The sequence below is a fragment of the Vibrio sp. 10N.222.55.C6 genome, from assembly GCF_041473395.1.
In the GTDB taxonomy this organism is placed as follows: Bacteria; Pseudomonadota; Gammaproteobacteria; order Enterobacterales; family Vibrionaceae; genus Vibrio; species Vibrio crassostreae_C.
In genome coordinates, this window is the sequence record NZ_JBFRSD010000004.1 from 288,705 (window position 1) to 309,647 (window position 20,943).

The following is a 20,943-nucleotide window of genomic DNA, read 5'->3' on the forward strand; positions in this document are numbered from 1 at the left end:
AGAGCCTTTTTTATGCATTTGGCCTATCGTAGGTAATTAGGTCGTCATGATCCAAAACCTTCTATAGCACTGTCATTACTCTTCGATCTGGTAGATCACATTCACGCGATCACGAATGGTGATCGTTGAGTCTTCATAAGAGTTCGATTCTGTTCTTGCATCCATCGCCATTGAACGCATGAGTACTGGCTGAGAAGATTGGGCGTTGTAATCCACGCGCCATACATCACCTAACTCGCGCTCAAAACCACTCGCCAATGATTTAGCTTTTGATGTCGCATCTTTAATGGCTTCTAAGCGCGCTTGCTCTTGATACTTAGCTTGGTCGCGAACTTGCAGTTGGATGTTGTCGATCTGATTAATGCCTTCTCCAATCGCAATATCCATGTACTCATTAAGATTAGCTAGCTCAGTCACTTGAACGGTCACATTACGTGAGGCGCGGTAGCCAACCAGTTCCGGTTTGCCATCTTTCGGGTAATGATATTGAGGAGATAAATACAGGTTAGAGCTGTGTACACTCGCCTCATCAACACCAGCTTGATGCAGCTTGTTTAGAAAGCCTGTCACGACTTTATCAACGGTATTTTTAGCCTGTTCAGCAGTCATCGTCGATTCCACGACTCTCACAGAGAATGTCGCCATATCAGGTGTAGCGATCACTTCACCATAGCCTGTCGTTGAAATATGAGGAAAGGATGGAGAGTCAGCCAATGATGGAAAACTCACAGCACTCAACGCCGCAGTAAGAGTAAGAGACGTTGCTAACATCTTTGGTACAAGCTTCATTAGGTATGACCTATGCTAAACAAATGTCCTTTCATCATAGAGCAATTTATCGTTTAGCCAATCCAGAGCACACACTTCTAACAGAACTTTGACGCTGAAAAAACCAACAGTTTACTGAGGTAAGTGATTGTGAGCAAAACTCAATATTGCTTGGGATACCTCTTTTAATACTCCGCTCTCAAGCTGCCAATGGTGCCAATAGATGCGATAAGAGAGCAGAAAGCCAGGGGTAATATCAATCAGAGCACCAGACTCGAGCTCATCGATAATCTGTAATCGGGGGATCAAGCAATAGGCTACACCCGATAATGCCAAGCGCACAAATGCTTCTGAACTGCCGACTGTATGATTGATCACACTGTCTCTCGGGACGTTAAAATGATCATGCAGAAACTTCTTATGCAGATCATCGTATTGATCATAGGAAACCGCAGGTGCTTTGCTTAAGGTGGCGTAGTTTACGCCCTCTGCAAAGTAACGCTGATGAAAGTCAGGGCTAGCCACGCACACATAATCCATCCTACCGAGATAGTCAGCACTGCAGCCAGGAATCGCTTGAGACTCCAAACTGATTGCACCGGCCACCTCGCCACTTTTAATCTTTTCAATGGTTCTCGACTCACCATGAATCGCGAGGTTCAACTCGACTTGGCGAGACTTAATCACATCCGACAAAGCTGGTAGCAACCATGTCGCCAAACTATCAGCGTTGGTGGCTATGGATATCGATAGTGGTTGATTACCCTCTTCATTCATCAACTCAGGCACAAGCTCGTGCTCTAACAAACGAACACGGCGATATAAGCCCAGTAGTTTTTTACCCGCAGGCGTTGGCCTAGGCGGGCTTTCTCTCACCAAGGCTGGCTGAGCCAACCACTTTTCCAGCTGTTTGATGCGTTGAGATACCGCCGACTGGGAGATATATAACTGCTCAGCAGCCCTTTCGAAACTACGTTGTTTTACTACAGCATCCAGTGCTTCAATCCATTTATAATCCAATCCGCGCATCAATTTGCTTCCTTTTTAAGCTAACTCATCACCACATTAGCAACTCTAATAATGGATTAAAATCATTAATTATACTTATTTAAAGGGTCAGAGTATCTTCGCCATATAGCACGTAAATATCGTTAAATAAGTGGAGGTTAAAATGAGTTTTTGGGTTTTATTACAAGGTTTTGGTCTAGGGGCAAGTATGATTATCCCTATTGGCGCTCAGAATGCGTACGTCCTAAATCAAGGGATAAAACGCAATCATCATTTAACGACAGCAACGATTTGTAGCCTGCTCGATACTCTGTTTATCTCATTAGGCATTTTTGGCGGCGGAGCGATCTTGTCGCAAAATGAATTACTGCTTACCTCAGTGACACTAGGTGGCATCGCTTTTCTGACTGTGTATGGTTTGCTCTCACTACGCAGTGCATTCAAAGTGCGCACCAGTGATGAGTCGAAAGGTGAGATATTAGCGCGTGGCAAGCGCACCGTTATTTTAGGGGCATTGGCAGTAACAGTATTAAACCCACATCTCTATTTGGATACCGTGGTAATTCTTGGATCCATTGGTGGGCAATTTGAAGGCAACGACAGAATTGCATTTGCTATGGGGACTATATTGGCTTCGTTCGTCTGGTTCTATTCTTTGTCATTAGGCGCTGCAAAACTAGGCCCGACGCTATCTAAACCTAAGGTTAAGAAAGGCATTGATATCGCAGTCGCAACCATGATGTTCGCCATAGCAACGGTGCTTACCGATGGACTTATTGAGCAATACTGGTAAATCTATTTAGCTTCATGAAACCAACAAAAAAGGCGGATAACCTAAGTTATCCGCCTTTCCTTATAAAAGCTTATAGTTATAAAAACTAACTAGGAATTAAGCTTCTACTTTATTCATGTGTACATCCATTTGCGGGAATGGAATTTCGATACCCTCGTTATCCAAGCCTTCTTTGATTGCTTGCATCAGGTCGAAATAAACATTCCAGTAGTCAGCAGTGCTAACCCATGGACGAACAACGAAGTTAACTGAAGAATCAGCAAGCGTATGAACACCAACTTGAACGCCAGGTTCTTTCAGTACACGCTCATCAGATTCACAGATCTTAGTCAGTAGCGCTTTTGCCTTCTGAAGATCAGCGTTGTAAGAAACACCAATCATTAGATCAATACGGCGCGTCGCATGACGAGAATAGTTTGTGATTGGGCTGCCGATAACGCTACCGTTAGGTACTACAACCATTTTGTTGTCTGGCGTTGTTAGAACCGTTTGGAAGATTTGAATAGAATCAACTGAACCTGCCACACCACCAATTTCCACATAGTCACCAGACTTAAATGGACGGAATGCAACGATAAGTACACCAGCAGCAAAGTTAGATAGTGAGCCTTGTAGTGCAAGACCAACGGCTAAACCAGCCGCACCAATAACAGCAACTACAGATGCCGTTTGAACACCTAAACGACCAAGTGCAGCAATTAAAACAATCACAAACAACAAGTAACGAACTAAACCATGGACGAACTCCACAACTGCTCGGTCCATTTTCTTCTTCTGAAGAACCTTAGACACGCTATTCGCTACTGCTTTAACAATAAGGTTACCAATAAATAGAATTATCAGTGCTGAAATGATATTTACGCCATATTGGATAAATAAATCTGAATTATTTGTTAACCACTGCTCTGCTTGAGACAAACCATCCACAAGTGGAGTCTCAATCGCTGTCGAACTATCAGCCATAATGTGCATCCTCTATATAATATGCTATGGGCTAAACTGCCTTAAGCCTCATTTACTCTGCAATATAATAAACAGTGTAATTACCGTTAAGTCATTGTGTTAAAAGTAAATTAAAGCCAAGTCCTTTTTATAAACTGAACCAAGTTCAGTTTTTCGGCACGATATCCTATCTTTGACAGATTGCAAAGTCATATTTATGTAAGCTTTTGAATTATTAAAACTTACCGATAAACACAAATACCGATAACTAAAAGACTACGAAATTTATTCACCGCACGCTAGGTTTTTCACATATTTAGTACAAGTTTTTATCAGATATAAAAAAAACCCGCTCAATGAGCGGGTTCTTAAAACTTAAAGAGTACTTAATTCAAAGAATTATAGTACGTCTACAGCGTTAAGGTCAGCAAATGCTTTCTCTAGACGAGCAACCATTGAAGCTTGACCAGCACGTAGCCATACGCGTGGATCGTAGTACTTCTTGTTTGGAGCAGCTTCGCCAGTTGGGTTGCCGATTTGACCTTGTAGGAAATCGAAGTTGTCAGCAGAGTACTGACGGATACCGTCCCAAGTTGCCCACTGTGTATCAGTATCGATGTTCATTTTGATAACACCGTAGCCGATAGACTCTTGGATTTCTGCTTCAGAAGAACCAGAACCACCGTGGAATACGAAGTTTAGAGCGTTAGGTGCGATACCGAACTTCTCTGCACAGTATGCTTGAGAGTCACGTAGGATAGTTGGAGTAAGTACAACGTTACCAGCTTGGTAAACACCGTGTACGTTACCGAAAGATGCAGCGATAGTGAAACGTGGGCTAACAGCCATTAGTTTCTCGTAAGCGTATGCTACGTCTTCTGGAGAAGTGTAAAGCTCAGATGCGTCCATATCAGAGTTATCAACGCCGTCTTCTTCACCACCAGTACAACCAAGTTCGATCTCGATTGTCATGTTCATTTTAGCCATGCGCTCTAGGTACTTAGCACATGTTTCGATGTTCTCTTCTAGAGACTCTTCAGAAAGGTCTAGCATGTGAGAAGAGAATAGAGGCTTACCAGTTTGTGCGAAGAACTCTTCACCAGCGTCTAGTAGACCGTCGATCCATGGAAGAAGTTTCTTAGCAGCGTGGTCAGTGTGCAGGATAACTGGAACACCGTAAGCTTCAGCTACAGCGTGTACGTATTTTGCACCAGCTACAGCGCCAAGAACTTGTGCGCCTTGACCTTCAAGTTTAACGCCTTTACCTGCGAAGAATGCAGCGCCGCCGTTAGAGAACTGAACAACTACTGGAGCTTTAACTTTAGCAGCTGCTTCTAGTACTGCGTTTACAGAGTCAGTACCAACAACGTTTACAGCAGGAAGAGCAAATTTGTTTTCTTTTGCTACTTCAAATACTTTCTGTACGTCATCGCCAGAAATCACACCAGGTTTTACAAAATCGAAGATCTTAGACATGGAAATAGTCCTATTTATTCTATCGTTTTAAGATTAAAAAACTTAAGTTTAAAAACTTGCAATCGTTTGCTCACAACTTATGCCATTCTAGCAAAAAAGTGTGATATGCAGCAAACGTTAAAAGGCGAGATTCACATCTCGCCTTTCTAAATCAATTATGCTTTAGCACGCTCTTCAAGCATTGCTACTGCAGGAAGTACTTTACCTTCAACGAATTCAAGGAAAGCGCCACCGCCAGTAGAGATGTAAGAAACGTCAGCTTTGATACCGAACTTATCGATAGCTGCTAGCGTGTCACCACCACCTGCTACAGAGAAACCTGCAGACTCAGCGATTGCTTTAGAGATACCAGCTGTACCCGCTTCGAAGTTCTTGAATTCGAATACGCCTACAGGGCCGTTCCAAAGGATTGTTTTCGCGTTGCCGATGATTTCAGCTAGTGCCGCAGTTGAATCTGGACCAAGGTCGAAGATCATGTCGTCGTCTTGAACTTCAGAAACGTGCTTGATTTCAGCTTCTGCGTTTTCGTCGAATGCTTTAGCACATGCAACGTCAGTTGCTACTGGGATAGCACACTCTTTCATTAGCTTTTGAGCCGTTTCAACTAGGTCAGCTTCGTATAGAGACTTACCTACGTTGTGGCCTTCAGCAGCGATGAATGTGTTCGCGATACCACCACCAACAACAAGCTGGTCAGCAATTTTAGAAAGAGATTCTAGAACGGTTAGTTTAGTAGAAACTTTAGAACCACCAACAATAGCCACTAGTGGGCGAGCTGGGTTGTCCATTGCTTTACCAAGCGCTTCAAGCTCAGCAGCTAGAAGAGGGCCAGCACATGCTACAGGAGCGTAAGTACCAACGCCGTGTGTAGAAGCTTGAGCACGGTGAGCTGTACCGAATGCATCCATTACAAAGATGTCACATAGTGCAGCGTATTGCTTAGAAAGTGCTTCTTCGTTCTTCTTCTCGCCTTTGTTGAAACGAACGTTTTCAAGAACAACAAGTTCACCAGCGTTTAGCTCTAGGCCGTTTACGTAATCTTTAGCTAGTTTAACTTCGCAGTCTAGTGCGTCGTTTAGGTAGTTAACTACAGGAGCTAGAGAGAACTCTTCGTTGTATTCGCCTTCAGTAGGACGACCAAGGTGAGAAGTAACCATTACCTTTGCGCCAGCTTCTAGGCAAAGTTTGATAGTTGGTAGAGATGCAAGGATACGTGCATCTGAAGTTACTTTACCGTCTTTTACTGGTACGTTTAGGTCAGCACGGATAAATACGCGTTTACCTGCAAGTTCCAGGTCAGTCATCTTGATCACAGACATGATTTGTCCTCTCAAATTTAAATAAATATAAAGTTTTGGAAACTCAGCAACCCTGCTAAGCCTATAAATTATTCAACTGGTAATTCTTTCACTACTAATAATATGTGGACTCTTAGTATTTATTTCAAGCTAAAAAATAAATAATCCGCACATTTGCTTCTAGGTCTTACTTCTTGCCTTCAGAAGCTTGCATTGCAAGAACCGTATCCAGCATTCGGTTCGCAAAGCCCCATTCATTATCACACCACACTAGCATTTTAACTAAGTGGCCGTTGCTCACTCGCGTTTGTGAACCATCAACGATTGCGCTATGGGGATCGTGATTAAAGTCGATGGAAACGAGCGGCGCTTCAGTATAGTCAACTATATTGTGTAATGTACACTGGGATGCATTAACAATGGTTTGATTTACGTCATTAACTTTCACATTTGCATTAATTGTGACACTTAAATCCATCGCTGTTACGTTTACCGTCGGCACACGCACAGATATAGCTTCAAATTTGTTGGAAAATTTCGGGAAGATTCTTTCAATACCTTTATGCAACTTGGTATCGACAGGAATGATCGATTGGCTTGCTGCTCGAGTACGACGCAAATCGCTGTGGTACGCATCGATAACTTGTTGATCATTCATTGAAGAGTGAATAGTCGTAATCGTACCGGACTCGATACCAAAGGCGTCATCAAGAACCTTAATGATAGGGACAATACAGTTGGTGGTGCACGAACCATTGGAAACGATTTGGTGGTCCGCTTCGATGGTATCGTGGTTCACACCATAGATAATGGTGTTATCGAGGTCATTGGCACCGGGGTGAGAAAACAGTACCTTTTTCGCCCCTGCAGCAATGTGCGCGAGGCCGTCATCTCGGCAACCATAAACACCGGTACAATCGAGAACGATATCCACCTCAAGGTCACGCCAAGGCAACAGCTCAATATCAGCAAGATGTAAGATACGAATGGTATCAAACTCACCCTTGTCTTCAGCACCAATGCCATGATGGACATAAATGTGCTCTTGATCGTTAGAGATTTTCTTACCGAAGCGGCCGTGACTGGTGTCGTACTGCAATAGGTGAGCCATAGCGTCAGGCTGAGCAAGCTCATTGACCGCTACTACTTTGATTTGTTGGCTTTTGCCACTTTCATAGACAGCGCGCAATACATTACGCCCTATTCGTCCAAATCCATTTATCGCGACTTTTAGCATATTTCCGTACATCTAACCAAAATTTCGTGCAACAGATGATAACTGAATCCTACCCAAAAGGCATTACTTGAATAACCCCGTTTAGTTAGGACAGGTTAATCTGTTGCTTGTAGAGATAAGCCTAGAAGAAACAAATCCCAGATACAAAAAACCGAGCTCAGCGCTCGGTTTTTCCTTCATTTAACTGTTAGCACAGGCCATCAGTCAATGATTAAGCAAGAAGCTCTTTCGCTGTGTTTACTACGTTTTCAGTAGTGAAACCGAACATCTTGAATAGCTCACCTGCTGGTGCAGATTCGCCGAACGTTGTCATACCGATGATCTTGCCACCGAAGCCAACGTATTTGTACCAGAAGTCAGCGATGCCAGCTTCTACTGCGATACGCGCTGTAACATCAGATGGAAGTACAGACTCACGGTATTCAGCGTCTTGCTTGTCGAATGCGTCAGTTGCAGGCATAGATACTACGCGTACAGCTTTACCTTCAGCGGTTAGTTGTGCAGAAGCTTCAACTGCAAGCTCAACTTCAGAACCAGTTGCAATGATGATTAGCTCTGGCTTGCCTTCACAATCTTTCAGGATGTAACCACCCTTAGCGATGTTAGCAACTTGCTCAGCATTACGATCTTGTTGTGCAAGGTTTTGACGAGAGAAGATTAGAGATGAAGGACCATCTTTACGCTCAATAGCCAGTTTCCAAGCCACTGCAGATTCAACTTGGTCACATGGACGCCATGTGCTCATGTTTGGAGTCAGACGTAGAGAAGCGATCTGCTCAACCGGTTGGTGAGTAGGGCCATCTTCGCCTAAGCCGATAGAATCGTGCGTGTAAACTTGGATGTTCTGAACTTTCATCAGAGCAGCCATACGCATTGCGTTACGCGCGTATTCCATGAACATTAGGAACGTTGCGCCGTATGGCACGAAACCACCGTGCAGAGCGATACCGTTCATGATAGCCGTCATACCGAATTCACGTACACCGTAATGGATGTAGTTACCAGAAAAGTCAGTTGCTTCAAGAGACTTAGAACCAGACCACATAGTCAGGTTAGAAGGCGCAAGGTCAGCAGAGCCGCCCATGAATTCTGGAAGCATTTGACCAAACGCTTCTAGTGCGTTTTGAGATGCTTTACGTGAAGCGATGTTTGCTGGGTTAGCTTGAAGATCAGCAATGATTGCGTTTGCTTTCTCTTCCCACTCAGCGGGTAGCTCGCCGTTAGTACGACGTTTGAATTCAGCTGCTAGCTCTGGGTAAGCCGCTGCGTATGCGTCAAACTTCGCGTTCCACGCTGCTTCTTTCGCTGCGCCTGCTTCTTTCGCATTCCACTCAGCTGCGATATCTGCTGGGATTTCGAAAGGACCGTGTTCCCAACCCAATGCTGCTTTAGTTACTGTGATTTCATCAGCGCCTAGTGGAGCACCGTGACAGTCATGCGTACCCGCTTTGTTTGGAGAACCAAAACCGATGATAGTTTTAGTACAGATAAGCGTTGGACGAGGATCCGCTTTAGCCGCTTCAATCGCTGCGTTGATAGCATCAGAGTCGTGACCATCTACTGCTGGGATTACGTGCCAACCGTATGCTTCAAAACGCTTAGGTGTATCGTCAGAGAACCAACCTTCAACTTCACCATCGATAGAGATGCCGTTGTCATCCCAGAAAGCAACCAGCTTACCAAGACCTAGCGTACCTGCTAGAGAACATGCTTCGTGAGAGATACCTTCCATCAGACAGCCATCACCCATGAATGCATAAGTGTAGTGGTCTACGATGTCGTGGCCTTCTTTGTTGAACTGTGCCGCCAGTGCTTTCTCAGCCATTGCCATACCAACAGCGTTAGTGATGCCTTGACCTAGAGGACCAGTCGTTGTTTCGATACCAGGAGCGTAACCGTACTCAGGGTGACCTGGAGTCTTAGAGTGCAGTTGACGGAAGTTTTTCAGGTCTTCAATTGAAAGCTCGTAACCTGCAAGGTGAAGCAGAGAATAAATCAACATTGAACCATGGCCGTTAGACAGGATAAAACGGTCGCGGTCAGCCCATTCTGGGTTTGCTGGGTTGTGGTTCAAGTGGCCACGCCAAAGAACCTCAGCGATGTCAGCCATGCCCATAGGTGCGCCTGGGTGGCCTGAATTTGCTTGTTGAACACCGTCCATGCTAAGTGCGCGGATTGCATTGGCTAGATCTTTACGAGAAGGCATGTCTGCTCCTGGATACATAAGCGATTTAAAAAAGAGATAATTGCTAAAGTTTTCATTTTTATTAGCGCGGGTATTCTCTCAAACGACTATTGCGACTGCAAACGTTTTACTGGCATTTTAACAGTCATTTTTCGCAATTTTCGAACATTTACATCACTTGGCAGTGGCTTATCTCGATCGATACGCAAACGATTAGTTATGACATATCATAAAAAAGAGCTTGTAATTCGACCGCTGGAATTTAGAATAGCCGTCTAGATGTAGAAACACCTACAAAATATACTGTATTTAATGGCGGCGCTTCCTAGCTTGCGACGCCATAAACTATTTACACCAAAACTAAAAGTGGAGCTCTCATGGCTAAGCACCTATTCACTTCTGAATCTGTTTCAGAAGGCCATCCAGATAAAATTGCAGACCAAATCTCTGATGCTGTTCTTGATGCCATCTTGGAACAAGATCCAAAAGCACGTGTTGCTTGTGAGACTTACGTTAAAACCGGCATGGTTATGGTTGGCGGTGAAGTAACAACGTCTGCATGGGTTGATATCGAAGAAATCACTCGTGAAACAGTACGTGAAATTGGTTACGTTCATTCTGACATGGGCTTTGACGCTGACTCTTGTGCTGTTTTAAACACAATTGGTAAGCAGTCTCCAGACATCAACCAAGGTGTTGATAAAGAAGACCCTAAAGAGCAAGGCGCAGGCGACCAAGGCATCATGTTTGGTTACGCGACTAACGAAACTCCTATCCTAATGCCAGCTCCAATTACTTACTCTCACCTTCTTGTTAAGAAGCAAGCTGAAGTACGTAAGAGCGGTAAGCTTGACTTCCTTCGCCCAGATGCGAAATCTCAAGTTACGTTCCAATACGACCAAGGTAAAATCGTTGGTATCGACGCTGTTGTTCTTTCGACTCAACACTGCGATTCAGTAACAACACCGGATCTACGTGAAGCAGTAATGGAAGAGATCATCAAACCAGTACTTCCTGCTGAGTGGATCAACAAAGACACTAACTTCTTCATCAACCCAACAGGCCGTTTCGTAATCGGTGGCCCAATGGGTGACTGTGGTCTAACAGGTCGTAAGATCATCGTTGATACCTACGGCGGCGCAGCTCGTCACGGTGGCGGTGCATTCTCTGGTAAAGATCCATCAAAAGTTGACCGTTCTGCAGCTTACGCGGCTCGTTACGTTGCGAAAAACATCGTTGCTGCTGGCATGGCTGACCGTTGTGAGATTCAACTGTCTTACGCTATCGGTGTTGCTGATCCAACATCTATCATGGTTGAAACGTTTGGTACTGAAAAAGTAGCTCACGAAATTATCATTGAAGCAGTTCGTCAAAACTTCGACCTACGTCCATACGGTCTTCAAGAGATGTTGAACCTTCTTCAGCCTATCTACAAGCAGACTGCTGCATACGGCCACTTCGGTCGTGAAGAGTTCCCTTGGGAAGCGACTGACAAAGCAGCAATCCTTGCGGACTTCGCTGGCCTAAAATAATTTAGCCACTGCGATTTGTTTCTTTAAAGCCCTTACTTCTTAGTAAGGGCTTTATTTTTATGTACTTACCTTACTTTCACTCGCCATTCTCTTCTCTAATGCCCTTCTTTACCGTTAACCACTTAGTATAAAAAACCGCTGATAATTTGTGTTTTCTAACACTACTGACAATAGTTAAGGTAACTCCTAAGAGATCAAGCTCACATTTAACTTAAATTAATTCAGCCTGATAACGCTCGTTAAATGCACGCTAGAACAAAAACTGGGATGACAAAGAGCAATTTAGCTCAACACCATAACTCTCACACAAGCCACATCGATGAGCCTTATGGAATTATAACTAGGACGTTATTTAACTAGGGGGATCTATGCCTCGTACCGCGCACCCATCCGAACTGAACGATAAAAAACACAAGGTCAGCGATAAGGATTACGCTCGCACCATTCCTTGTAACCAAATCAGTATTTCCGCACCCTTTCATTGGTTGTCGCTTGCTCTGCATGACTTAGTAAGAATGCCATTAATCAGCGCATTCTACGGTTTGTGCTTTATGGGAGCGGCAATCGCCATTGTTCAGCTTGTCCAATGGCAAGGAACACACTTGGTCGTAATGCCAAGCCTGATCGTGTACATGCTAATAGGGCCGTTTCTTGCTCTGGGCTTGTATGACGCCGCTTGGGAAAGAGAAAAAGGCCACAACGCAAGCCTACTGCACTCGATGAAAGCCATCACTCGCAACTCCACCCACCAATGGGCCTTTGCGATCGTATTGATGGTTGCGATGATATTCTGGATGCGTATCGCTGCGTTATTGCACGCGCTCTACCCTTCAGTGCAAGGCGCACCACTGGCTGAGTTCGCTCCCTTCTTAATTACGGGTTCTGTGATTGGTTTTGTTATCGCAAGCCTCATATTTAGCATCTCAGCATTTTCAATTCCGTTAATGATGGAGAGACGCGTTGATGTGATGAGTGCGATTTTCACTAGCTTTAATGCCGTGAAATCGAACATCCCTGCAATGGTGGTTTGGGCGAGTATTATTTGTGCCGGTATTTTGGTGGGTTTTGCCACCTACGGCATCGGAATGATCGTCACCATGCCGCTACTTGGCTATGCTACATGGCACGCTTATCACGAGATCATTAAGAAAAAACATCACGTGTAAAGCATCGCTAGATCAACAAGCAATGTTATGATTAGGCCTTGGTTTAAACGCTGAGGCCTTTTATTTGGAGTTAACAACGTTTGTCTTACACCCCGCAACAACACCGAGCAAATAAGAAATTGGCCGAATGCCTAGCTATCGCAAATCAACATTTCTCTCGTGAATTTCCACACCCAACTATCACCTTCAAGTTAAGAGGCAAAGCGGCGGGAAAGGCCTACCTTCAGCTCAACGAAATTAAGCTCAACCACGTACTATTTTCTGAAAATGAAGATGCCTTCATCAACGAGGTTGTGCCACATGAACTCGCACACCTGATCACGCATCAGGTTTTCGGACGTGTTAGGCCTCACGGAAACGAGTGGAAATACGTGATGGAAAAAGTATTCAACGTGCCAGCCAGAACAACTCACAGCTTTGAAATCGCGTCAGTTCAAGGGAAAACCTTTGAATATCGATGTGAGTGCACCACTTACCCATTATCAATCAGACGACACAACAAAGTACTTCGGAATCAATCGACCTACCGCTGCCAATTGTGCCAGCAAACCTTAGCTTTCACGGGAACTCAACTAAGCTAGTGACAGGTTGATTTACTCGGTAGAACAAATCTAATAGAGAGATCTAACATTTGAGTGCTAGACTGATGTTTATCATACTTTTATCAGTCTTTTTCTATGCAAAAACTCACCTTCAAAGCATTTGGCCTACCTGTATCTTTTTACTTAACAATAGTATTTGGCCTACTGGTAACCCAAAGCGTTCTCGCCGCACCACCGAGCTCATTTTCCAAAGCAAAAAGAGAAGCGGTGAAGATTTACCTCGACCATCCGACTTCATTTTATTGCGGCTGTGACATTACATGGAAGGACAAAAAGAAAGGCATTCCCGACCTTGATGGCTGTGGCTATCAAGTCCGAAAACAACAAAAGCGGGCGAGTCGAATTGAGTGGGAACACGTGGTTCCAGCTTGGCAATTTGGCCACCAGCGTCAGTGTTGGCAAGATGGTGGGCGCAAGAACTGCACTCGCAATGACAAAATATTCAAATCCATGGAAGCCGACCTTCACAACCTAACTCCGGCCATTGGCGAGGTTAACGGTGATCGCTCCAACTACAACTTCAGTCAGTGGAATGGCATGGATGGTGTGAGCTATGGTCAGTGTGAAATGCAGGTCAACTTCAAGCAGCGTAAAGTTATGCCGCCAGACAGAGCAAAAGGCTCTATCGCGCGTACTTACCTTTACATGAGCCAAGAGTATGGTTTCAAACTATCTAAGCAACAAACCAACCTAATGATGGCGTGGAACAAGCAATTTCCTGTCGACAAGTGGGAATGTACTCGTGATGAGCGAATCTATGCCATCCAAGGTAATCACAACCCATTTGTTTACCCTGCTTGTAAATAACGTCGCTCGTACAATCAACATTCCTAACTATCTCAAACAAGAGTTTCAGAATTGCCCCTGAAACTCTTGCTCTACCCTTGTTTTTTCAACTAAAAGCATCCATGTTAGGCAGAGACAAAATACCCAAATGAACATATTTATAGGTTTACCAGCATGAGAATCCCTCGTATTCATCACCCAGAACGCATTCATCAGTTAGGTTCACTCGCTTTAGGCGAAGATGCCGCGGGTCATGTTGGTCGTGTCCTTCGCATGAAAGAAGGCCAAGAAGTCCTTCTATTTGATGGCAGTGGCGCTGAATTCCCTGCGACGATAGCCGAAGTATCAAAGAAAAATGTCACCGTTAATGTTTCTGAACGCATCGAACGCAGCAGCGAATCTCCGTTAGACTTACATTTAGGCCAAGTGATTTCACGTGGCGACAAAATGGAGTTCACGATTCAGAAATCGGTTGAGCTTGGTGTGAACACCATTACCCCTTTAATTTCAGAGCGCTGTGGCGTTAAGCTTGATACAAAACGCTTCGAGAAAAAACTCGCACAGTGGCAAAAGATTGCTATCGCGGCGTGTGAACAGTGTGGCCGCAATACGGTTCCAGTCATTCGCCCTATCATGCAACTTGAAGAGTGGTGTAGCGAACCGAGTGAAGCATTAAAGCTGAACTTACATCCTCGTGCAAAATACTCAATTAATACCCTTCCAGAACCTATCAGTAAGGTACGCCTATTGATCGGCCCTGAAGGTGGCTTGTCGGCTGAAGAAATCGGCATGACAGAACAATACAAATTTGAAGAGACGCTACTCGGCCCACGTGTACTTCGTACCGAAACAGCAGCTCTAACCGCAATTACTGCCTTACAAGTCCGTTTTGGCGATCTAGGCTAGGAGAAAAAAATGATCAAACTTGGCATCGTAATGGATCCAATTTCATCCATTAACATCAAAAAAGACTCTAGCTTTGCCATGATGCTTGAAGCTCAGCGTCGTGGTTACGAAATCCATTACATGGAAATGGATGATCTACATTTAGATCAAGGCGTAGCCATTGCTGACACTAAGGTTGTTGAACTAAAAGAAGATCCAAACGGTTGGTACGAGTTCAAATCAGAACAGACTATCGCGCTATCCGATTTAGATGCGGTACTAATGCGTAAAGATCCTCCGTTTGATACTGAGTACATCTACGCAACTTACATTCTTGAGCGTGCTGAAGAGAACGGCGCACTGATCGTCAACAAACCACAAAGCCTACGTGACTGTAACGAGAAGTTGTTCACGGCATGGTTCCCTGAACTGACACCGACCACCATCGTGACTCGTAAAGCTGAAAAAATTAAAGCGTTCCGAGAAGAACACGGCGACGTGATTCTAAAACCACTTGATGGCATGGGCGGCGCGTCTATCTTCCGTGTGAAAGAAGGCGATCCAAACGTATCAGTTATTATTGAAACCTTGACCAACCACGGTCAGAACTACGCAATGGCACAAACTTTTGTTCCAGACATCAGCAATGGTGATAAGCGTATTCTTGTGGTTGACGGTGAGCCAATGCCTTACTGTCTAGCGCGTATTCCTGCAAAAGGGGAAACTCGAGGTAACCTTGCTGCTGGCGGTACAGGTGAAGCTCGTCCTCTAAGTGAAACAGACTGGGCTATCGCAAGAGCAGTTGCTCCAGCACTGAAAGAGAAAGGCTTAATCTTTGTTGGGCTTGATGTTATCGGCGACAAGCTGACTGAAATTAACGTGACTAGCCCTACTTGTATCCGTGAAATTGAAGCCGCTTTTGATATTTCAGTTACAGGTAAATTAATGGATGCAATTGAGCGTCGCGTTAACGCTAAATAACCTAAACTAAAGAAAGCCTTAGCTATTCGAAAACACAGAAATATCTAGGCAAAGAACAATGAGCGGCTTTACGCCGCTCTTTTTCCTTTACTGGGAACACACTGGCAGGAGGCTCTATGAATTTAACGAACCACTTTCTGGTTGCTATGCCCGGAATGAAAGACCCATACTTTCAAAATTCGGTGATTTACCTTTGTGAGCACAATGACGAAGGCGCGATGGGTTTGATGATCAACGCCCCTATTGATGTCACTGTCGGTAGCATGCTTAAGCAAGTTGAGGTTGATTCTGATCAGCCAAAACCCAACCAAGCAAGTCTTGATAAGCCTGTATTGAATGGTGGACCGGTCGCAGAAGACCGTGGGTTTATTTTGCACAAACCTAAAGGCAACTATCAATCCAGTATCAGCATGACGGATCAAATCTCAGTGACAACCTCAAAAGATATCTTGATGGTGTTGGGCACAGAAGATGAGCCGATGAATTATTTAGTCGCACTTGGGTATGCAGGATGGGAACCCGGACAACTGGAAACAGAACTGACCGAGAACTCATGGTTAACCGTTGAAGCCGATCCGAAGGTCATCTTCGATACACCGATTTCTGACCGCTGGAAAGTCGCTGTACAGATGTTAGGCATTAATGCAGCTCAGCTTTCAGCAGACGCTGGTCACGCCTAGCTCAAATCAACTAAGTAAAATAAACAGACACTCTCAAACACAGATAAATTTGGAAACCCCATGTCACGAACAATTATGGCATTTGACTACGGTACAAAAAGTATCGGTAGTGCGATAGGACAAGAAATCACGGGCACCGCAAGCCCTCTAAAAGCTTTTAAAGCCAAAGATGGCATCCCAAATTGGGACGATATCGAAAAGCAAATTAAGGAGTGGCAGCCGAATCTTATCGTGGTTGGTCTTCCTACCGATCTTCATGGTAAAGATCTAGCCGCGATTACACCAAGGGCGAAGAAGTTTGCCAATCGCCTAAAAGGGCGCTTTGGTGTCGATGTTGAACTGCATGATGAAAGACTTTCTACGACAGAAGCAAGGGCCGACCTTTTTGAAATGGGCGGCTATAAAGCACTAAGCAAAGGTAATGTCGATAACCAATCCGCAGTTGTGATTCTAGAAAGTTGGTTTGAAGCACAATATTCTTAGTTAAAACTAAGTGATTAACATTTGAGCTAATTTATGATCCCACACGAATTTCACGCCGTAGTGTCTGTGCAATTCATAATAAGGACGTGGGAGTTCATATGAAAATTTTTCTAGTCATCTTCGCTTCTCTAGCAATCACAGCATGTAGCTCTATGAGCGGAGGCTCAGCAGGTTATACCGGTGAACAATATCCGACAAAAATCAAATTAGAGAAGGAACGAGGATATTCTGGTAACAACAATAGTTACGGCAACCACTAATATATCCAGACCAAAAAAACCGCCTTCACAGCGGTTTTTTTAGTATTCAGCATCAATCTAACCCATATCAATCTTCACGCCAGCCAAAGCACCGGTTCCGTAGTCATCATCACCACGTCTGGTTTTTAGCATTAAGCGTAAGTCATTCGCGGAATCAGCACTGTGGAATGCGTCTTCTTCACTGATCTTGCCTGCAAGCACCAAGTCATACAAAGCTTGGTCAAAGGTCTGCATACCAATCTCTTTCGATTTAGCCATCGTCGCTTTTAGTTCATGCAACTCACCACGACGAATCAAGTCAGACACTCGCGGGCTGTTGAGTAGAATTTCAAACACGCCATGGCGACCGCTGCCATTCTTATCTCGGATTAATTGCTGAGCGACCACACCACGCAGGTTCATCGACAGATCAAACAAGAATTGCTCTTTTTGCTCTTTCGGCACCAAGTGAAGAATACGTTCTAACGCTTGGTTGGCATTATTGGCGTGCAGTGTTGCCATACACAAATGACCCGTTTCAGCAAAGGTCATCGCGTATTCCATGGTTTCACGGCTACGGATCTCGCCAATCAAGATCATGTCTGGTGCTTGGCGTAGCGAGTTCTTAAGCGCGACTTCATAGCTCTCGGTGTCGAGTCCAACTTCACGCTGTGTCACGATGCACTTTTTATGTTCATGCACAAATTCAATCGGGTCTTCAACCGTCAAGATATGTCCCGAGCGATTGGTGTTGCGATAGCCTGTCATTGCAGCCATTGAGGTCGACTTACCAGAGCCTGTCGCACCAACCACCAGCACAAGTCCGCGCTTAGCTATTGATAGGTCCTGTAGTACATCAGGAAGCTTTAGTTGCTCAAAGGTTGGGATGTTAGTCTCGATACGTCGAATGACCGCTCCAGGTAGCTCTCGCTGAAAGAATGCACTGACACGAAAACGACCAAAGTCACGCACAATCGCAAAATTAGCCTCACGCGTTTGCTGATATTCATCACGTCGGTCTTGTTCCATCATCGCATCAAGTAATTGAGCAACTTGAGCCGCATTCAGCTTCTCTCCTTGGGGGCGTAATTCACCATCCACACGAAAAAGGATTGGCGCATCAACCGTGATATAAAGATCCGATGCCTTTTGAGAAAGCATTCCCTCAAGGATTTGATTCAATTCCATTGTGTCCACCTTGATTAAAACATTGAGGTTTCAATTTCGATCTTTTTCTCGACCTCTTCCGAATCAACCAAGCCCTGCGCCATCAGCTGCTTCGCATTTTGTTCCATGGTCTGCATGCCGTGCGCTGCGCCCGTTTGAATGATCGAGTACATCTGCGCAACCTTATCTTCACGAATCAAGTTTCTGATCGCAGGTGTTGCCATCATGATTTCATGACACGCCACACGACCACCACCAACACGCTTTAGCAGCTTCTGGGCTATCACCGAGCGCAGTGATTCAGACAACATCGAACGAACCATATCTTTATCGCTACCTGGGAACACATCGATAATACGGTCGATCGTTTTAGCCGCAGAACTGGTGTGCAGAGTACCAAAGACCAAGTGACCCGTTTCTGCTGCGGTTAACGCTAAGCTAATCGTCTCTTGGTCACGAAGTTCACCAACCAGAATCACGTCTGGGTCTTCACGTAAGGCACTGCGCAGTGCCGCTTTAAAACTGTGGGTATCACGGTGAACTTCACGCTGGTTGACTAGGCATTTATTATTGGTGTGAACGAATTCAATCGGGTCTTCAATCGTCAGAATATGCTTATTGTGGTTGCGATTTACGTAATCAACCATCGCCGCAAGAGTCGTTGATTTACCAGAGCCAGTTGGACCAGTGACGAGCACTAACCCTTTTTCGTAGTTAGCAATCCTTTCGAAGATCTCAGGTGCACCTAACTGATCTAAAGTCGGGATTTCGACAGGGATAGTTCGAAAGACAGCTGAGCAGCCACGGGCTTGGTTAAACGCATTAACACGAAAGCGACCAACATTGGGTAATTCAAAAGAGAAGTCGACTTCCAGTTTTTCTTCAAACTCGCCGCGTTGTGAATCGCTCATGATCTCAAAAACCAAACGATGCACATCAGCATGACTCAAAGCTGGGATTCCAAGCTTCCTTACTTCACCATCTATACGTACCATTGGAGATACACCCGCAGAAAGATGTAGATCTGACGCGTTATGCTTTACACTAAAATCTAGTAACTCAGTGATATCCATTTATTTTCCCTTAAGTAAAGTCAGCTATGAGTAGTATTCAACAAAATATCGAACAAATCACCTCACAGATTCGTAGTGCTGAGCAAAAGTGCGGACGAGCTCCAGAGTCCGTGCAACTTTTAGCCGTCAGCAAAACTAAACCTATTGATGCGATTCTAGAAGCCGCACTCGGAGGCCAAGTTGCCTTTGGTGAAAACTATGTTCAAGAAGGTGTAGATAAAGTAAAACACTTTTCAGAACAACATTCTAACCTAAATTTAGAGTGGCATTTTATTGGTCCAATTCAATCCAATAAAACCCGCCCAATCGCGGAAAGCTTTCAATGGGTGCATTCCGTCGATCGCGATAAGATCGCACAAAGGCTTAATGATCAACGACCAAGCGAACTTCCACCTTTGCAAGTGTTGATTCAGGTAAACACCAGTGGTGAAGAGTCCAAATCTGGAACCTCAGAAGAGACAGTTTTTGCACTCGCGGAGTTGATTTCATCGCTCCCCAACCTCACCTTAAGAGGATTGATGTCGATTCCTGCAAACGTATCTGACTATCAATCTCAGCTTAATGCATTTTCTCAACTGGCAGAGCTTAAAGACAAGCTAGCCGCGAAGTATTCAGACATTGATACCCTTTCGATGGGGATGAGTGGTGATATGGATGCAGCAGTTGAGGCTGGTAGCACAATGGTTCGTATTGGAACAGCTATTTTCGGCGCTCGTGATTACGCGAAATAGCCGTAGTAGGTAACGACAAGTACAAGTATTGATACCGCTTCGCCTTATCCGCGCAGCGACACGCTCAGGATTTTATATATGGTACATAAGAACATCGCCTTTATTGGGGCGGGAAACATGGTTCGCTCAATTGTAGCTGGCTTAGTTGCTAGTGGTTACCCAGCGCAAAAGATTACTGCGACAGCACCTTCAGAAACCAGAAGGCTGCCGTTAGAACAAGAATACGGCATCAATACCACCAGCGATAATATTGCAGCAGCTGAAAAAGCAGACGTTGTTGTGTTATCCGTGAAGCCACAAATGATGGCTGATGTATGTAAACCCTTACAAGATATCGACTTCAGCAACAAACTGGTTATCTCAATTGCCGCGGGTATTAATGCGAATCGACTTAATGAGATGTTAAACTGCCAACTGAACCTTGTTCGTGTGATGCCAAACACGCCATCACTGCTTGGTAAAGGGATGAGTGGTCTTTATGCCGATGCAACTGTCAGCCAAGATGATAAAGACTTTGCTTCTCAGCTGATGCAAGCTGTTGGTGAAGTAAGTTGGGTTGAACAAGAGTCTGGAATCAACAACATCATTGCGGCGGCGGGTAGCGCTCCGGCTTACTTCTTCCTGTTTATGGAAGCGATGCAAGCTGAAGCAATCAAGCAAGGTTTTGACCAAGAAACCGCTCGTAAGCTAGTGCAGCAGTCTGCATTAGGCGCGGCAGAGATGGTGGTAGCAAACCAAGATACTGAATTATCAACACTGCGTGAACAAGTGACATCCAAAGGCGGCACGACCGCAGAAGCACTACGCACGTTTAACGAACATCAACTATCAGACATCGTAGCAAAAGCCATGCAAGCGGCGGTTGCTCGAGCTGAAGAGATGGAAAAACTGTTTTAGTACCAATCAAGGTA

21 protein-coding genes are annotated in these 20,943 nt (G+C 44.7%); 12 read left to right on the forward strand and 9 right to left on the reverse strand.

Annotated elements, in window-relative coordinates:
* Positions 1 to 75 precede the first annotated feature (75 nt).
* Together AB4486_RS05505 and AB4486_RS05510 are read right to left on the reverse strand one after the other, a co-directional pair.
* Positions 76 to 789 (reverse strand): oxidative stress defense protein, encoded by a 714-nt coding sequence (locus tag AB4486_RS05505; protein WP_017059059.1) that lies wholly within the window; start codon positions 787 to 789, stop codon positions 76 to 78.
* A gap of 111 nt (positions 790 to 900) precedes the next feature.
* On the reverse strand, positions 901 to 1,797 hold the full coding sequence (locus AB4486_RS05510; protein ID WP_017068706.1) for a LysR family transcriptional regulator ArgP: 897 nt from the start codon (positions 1,795 to 1,797) through the stop codon (positions 901 to 903).
* 142 nt (positions 1,798 to 1,939) lie between these two features.
* Between AB4486_RS05510 and AB4486_RS05515 the strand changes: the two genes are divergently transcribed.
* Positions 1,940 to 2,569, forward strand: coding sequence for a LysE/ArgO family amino acid transporter (locus AB4486_RS05515; protein WP_017059061.1), 630 nt, complete (start codon positions 1,940 to 1,942; stop codon positions 2,567 to 2,569).
* Positions 2,570 to 2,665: 96 nt separating this feature from the next.
* On the opposite strand, the gene mscS is transcribed toward AB4486_RS05515, so the two are convergent.
* From mscS to tkt, 5 genes are all read right to left on the reverse strand, one after another.
* Entirely contained in the window at positions 2,666 to 3,532 is an 867-nt protein-coding gene (gene mscS / locus AB4486_RS05520; RefSeq protein WP_017059062.1) for a small-conductance mechanosensitive channel MscS, read from the reverse strand.
* Positions 3,533 to 3,910: 378 nt separating this feature from the next.
* Positions 3,911 to 4,987, reverse strand: a complete 1,077-nt coding sequence (gene fbaA / locus AB4486_RS05525) for a class II fructose-bisphosphate aldolase (RefSeq protein WP_010435694.1) — start codon at positions 4,985 to 4,987, stop codon at positions 3,911 to 3,913.
* Between the two features lie 155 nt (positions 4,988 to 5,142).
* Complete coding sequence (locus tag AB4486_RS05530) at positions 5,143 to 6,306, reverse strand: phosphoglycerate kinase (protein WP_017059064.1); 1,164 nt, start codon at positions 6,304 to 6,306, stop codon at positions 5,143 to 5,145.
* Between the two features lie 166 nt (positions 6,307 to 6,472).
* On the reverse strand, positions 6,473 to 7,522 hold the full coding sequence (epd, locus tag AB4486_RS05535; RefSeq protein WP_032545627.1) for an erythrose-4-phosphate dehydrogenase: 1,050 nt from the start codon (positions 7,520 to 7,522) through the stop codon (positions 6,473 to 6,475).
* A gap of 211 nt (positions 7,523 to 7,733) precedes the next feature.
* Positions 7,734 to 9,728, reverse strand: coding sequence for a transketolase (tkt, locus tag AB4486_RS05540; protein ID WP_372116643.1), 1,995 nt, complete (start codon positions 9,726 to 9,728; stop codon positions 7,734 to 7,736).
* A gap of 356 nt (positions 9,729 to 10,084) precedes the next feature.
* Here tkt and metK point away from each other — a divergent pair, with 356 nt between their 5' ends.
* The 9 genes from metK (at position 10,085) to AB4486_RS05585 (ending at position 17,082) form a co-directional block, all read left to right on the forward strand.
* Positions 10,085 to 11,239, forward strand: a complete 1,155-nt coding sequence (gene metK / locus AB4486_RS05545; protein ID WP_017062234.1) for a methionine adenosyltransferase — start codon at positions 10,085 to 10,087, stop codon at positions 11,237 to 11,239.
* Positions 11,240 to 11,607: 368 nt separating this feature from the next.
* Complete coding sequence (locus tag AB4486_RS05550; RefSeq protein ID WP_017062235.1) at positions 11,608 to 12,405, forward strand: DUF2189 domain-containing protein; 798 nt, start codon at positions 11,608 to 11,610, stop codon at positions 12,403 to 12,405.
* Between the two features lie 80 nt (positions 12,406 to 12,485).
* A complete protein-coding gene (locus AB4486_RS05555) occupies positions 12,486 to 12,986 on the forward strand; it encodes a SprT family zinc-dependent metalloprotease (protein WP_017062236.1) in 501 nt (166 codons plus the stop codon).
* Positions 12,987 to 13,082: 96 nt separating this feature from the next.
* Positions 13,083 to 13,814, forward strand: a complete 732-nt coding sequence (locus AB4486_RS05560; RefSeq protein WP_017063198.1) for an endonuclease — start codon at positions 13,083 to 13,085, stop codon at positions 13,812 to 13,814.
* A 153-nt stretch (positions 13,815 to 13,967) separates the two neighbouring features.
* Entirely contained in the window at positions 13,968 to 14,699 is a 732-nt protein-coding gene (rsmE, locus tag AB4486_RS05565; protein WP_017062238.1) for a 16S rRNA (uracil(1498)-N(3))-methyltransferase, read from the forward strand.
* Between the two features lie 9 nt (positions 14,700 to 14,708).
* Complete coding sequence (gshB, locus tag AB4486_RS05570) at positions 14,709 to 15,659, forward strand: glutathione synthase (protein WP_004735482.1); 951 nt, start codon at positions 14,709 to 14,711, stop codon at positions 15,657 to 15,659.
* A gap of 116 nt (positions 15,660 to 15,775) precedes the next feature.
* Positions 15,776 to 16,339 carry a YqgE/AlgH family protein gene (locus tag AB4486_RS05575; RefSeq protein WP_017062239.1) on the forward strand — a complete coding sequence of 188 codons (564 nt, stop codon included), beginning with the start codon at positions 15,776 to 15,778 and terminating at the stop codon, positions 16,337 to 16,339.
* Between the two features lie 60 nt (positions 16,340 to 16,399).
* On the forward strand, positions 16,400 to 16,822 hold the full coding sequence (gene ruvX / locus AB4486_RS05580) for a Holliday junction resolvase RuvX (RefSeq protein ID WP_004735480.1): 423 nt from the start codon (positions 16,400 to 16,402) through the stop codon (positions 16,820 to 16,822).
* A 98-nt stretch (positions 16,823 to 16,920) separates the two neighbouring features.
* Entirely contained in the window at positions 16,921 to 17,082 is a 162-nt protein-coding gene (locus AB4486_RS05585) for a hypothetical protein (RefSeq protein ID WP_017090793.1), read from the forward strand.
* A 57-nt stretch (positions 17,083 to 17,139) separates the two neighbouring features.
* On the opposite strand, the gene AB4486_RS05590 is transcribed toward AB4486_RS05585, so the two are convergent.
* Together AB4486_RS05590 and AB4486_RS05595 are read right to left on the reverse strand one after the other, a co-directional pair.
* Positions 17,140 to 18,249 (reverse strand): PilT/PilU family type 4a pilus ATPase, encoded by a 1,110-nt coding sequence (locus AB4486_RS05590; protein WP_371721231.1) that lies wholly within the window; start codon positions 18,247 to 18,249, stop codon positions 17,140 to 17,142.
* A gap of 14 nt (positions 18,250 to 18,263) precedes the next feature.
* Positions 18,264 to 19,301: a type IV pilus twitching motility protein PilT gene (locus AB4486_RS05595; protein WP_017062242.1), complete on the reverse strand. Its 1,038-nt coding sequence runs from the start codon at positions 19,299 to 19,301 to the stop codon at positions 18,264 to 18,266.
* 26 nt (positions 19,302 to 19,327) lie between these two features.
* Here AB4486_RS05595 and AB4486_RS05600 point away from each other — a divergent pair, with 26 nt between their 5' ends.
* Together AB4486_RS05600 and proC are read left to right on the forward strand one after the other, a co-directional pair.
* A complete protein-coding gene (locus AB4486_RS05600; protein WP_017062243.1) occupies positions 19,328 to 20,032 on the forward strand; it encodes a YggS family pyridoxal phosphate-dependent enzyme in 705 nt (234 codons plus the stop codon).
* A gap of 78 nt (positions 20,033 to 20,110) precedes the next feature.
* Positions 20,111 to 20,929, forward strand: a complete 819-nt coding sequence (gene proC, locus AB4486_RS05605; protein ID WP_017063196.1) for a pyrroline-5-carboxylate reductase — start codon at positions 20,111 to 20,113, stop codon at positions 20,927 to 20,929.
* Positions 20,930 to 20,943: the final 14 nt, after the last annotated feature.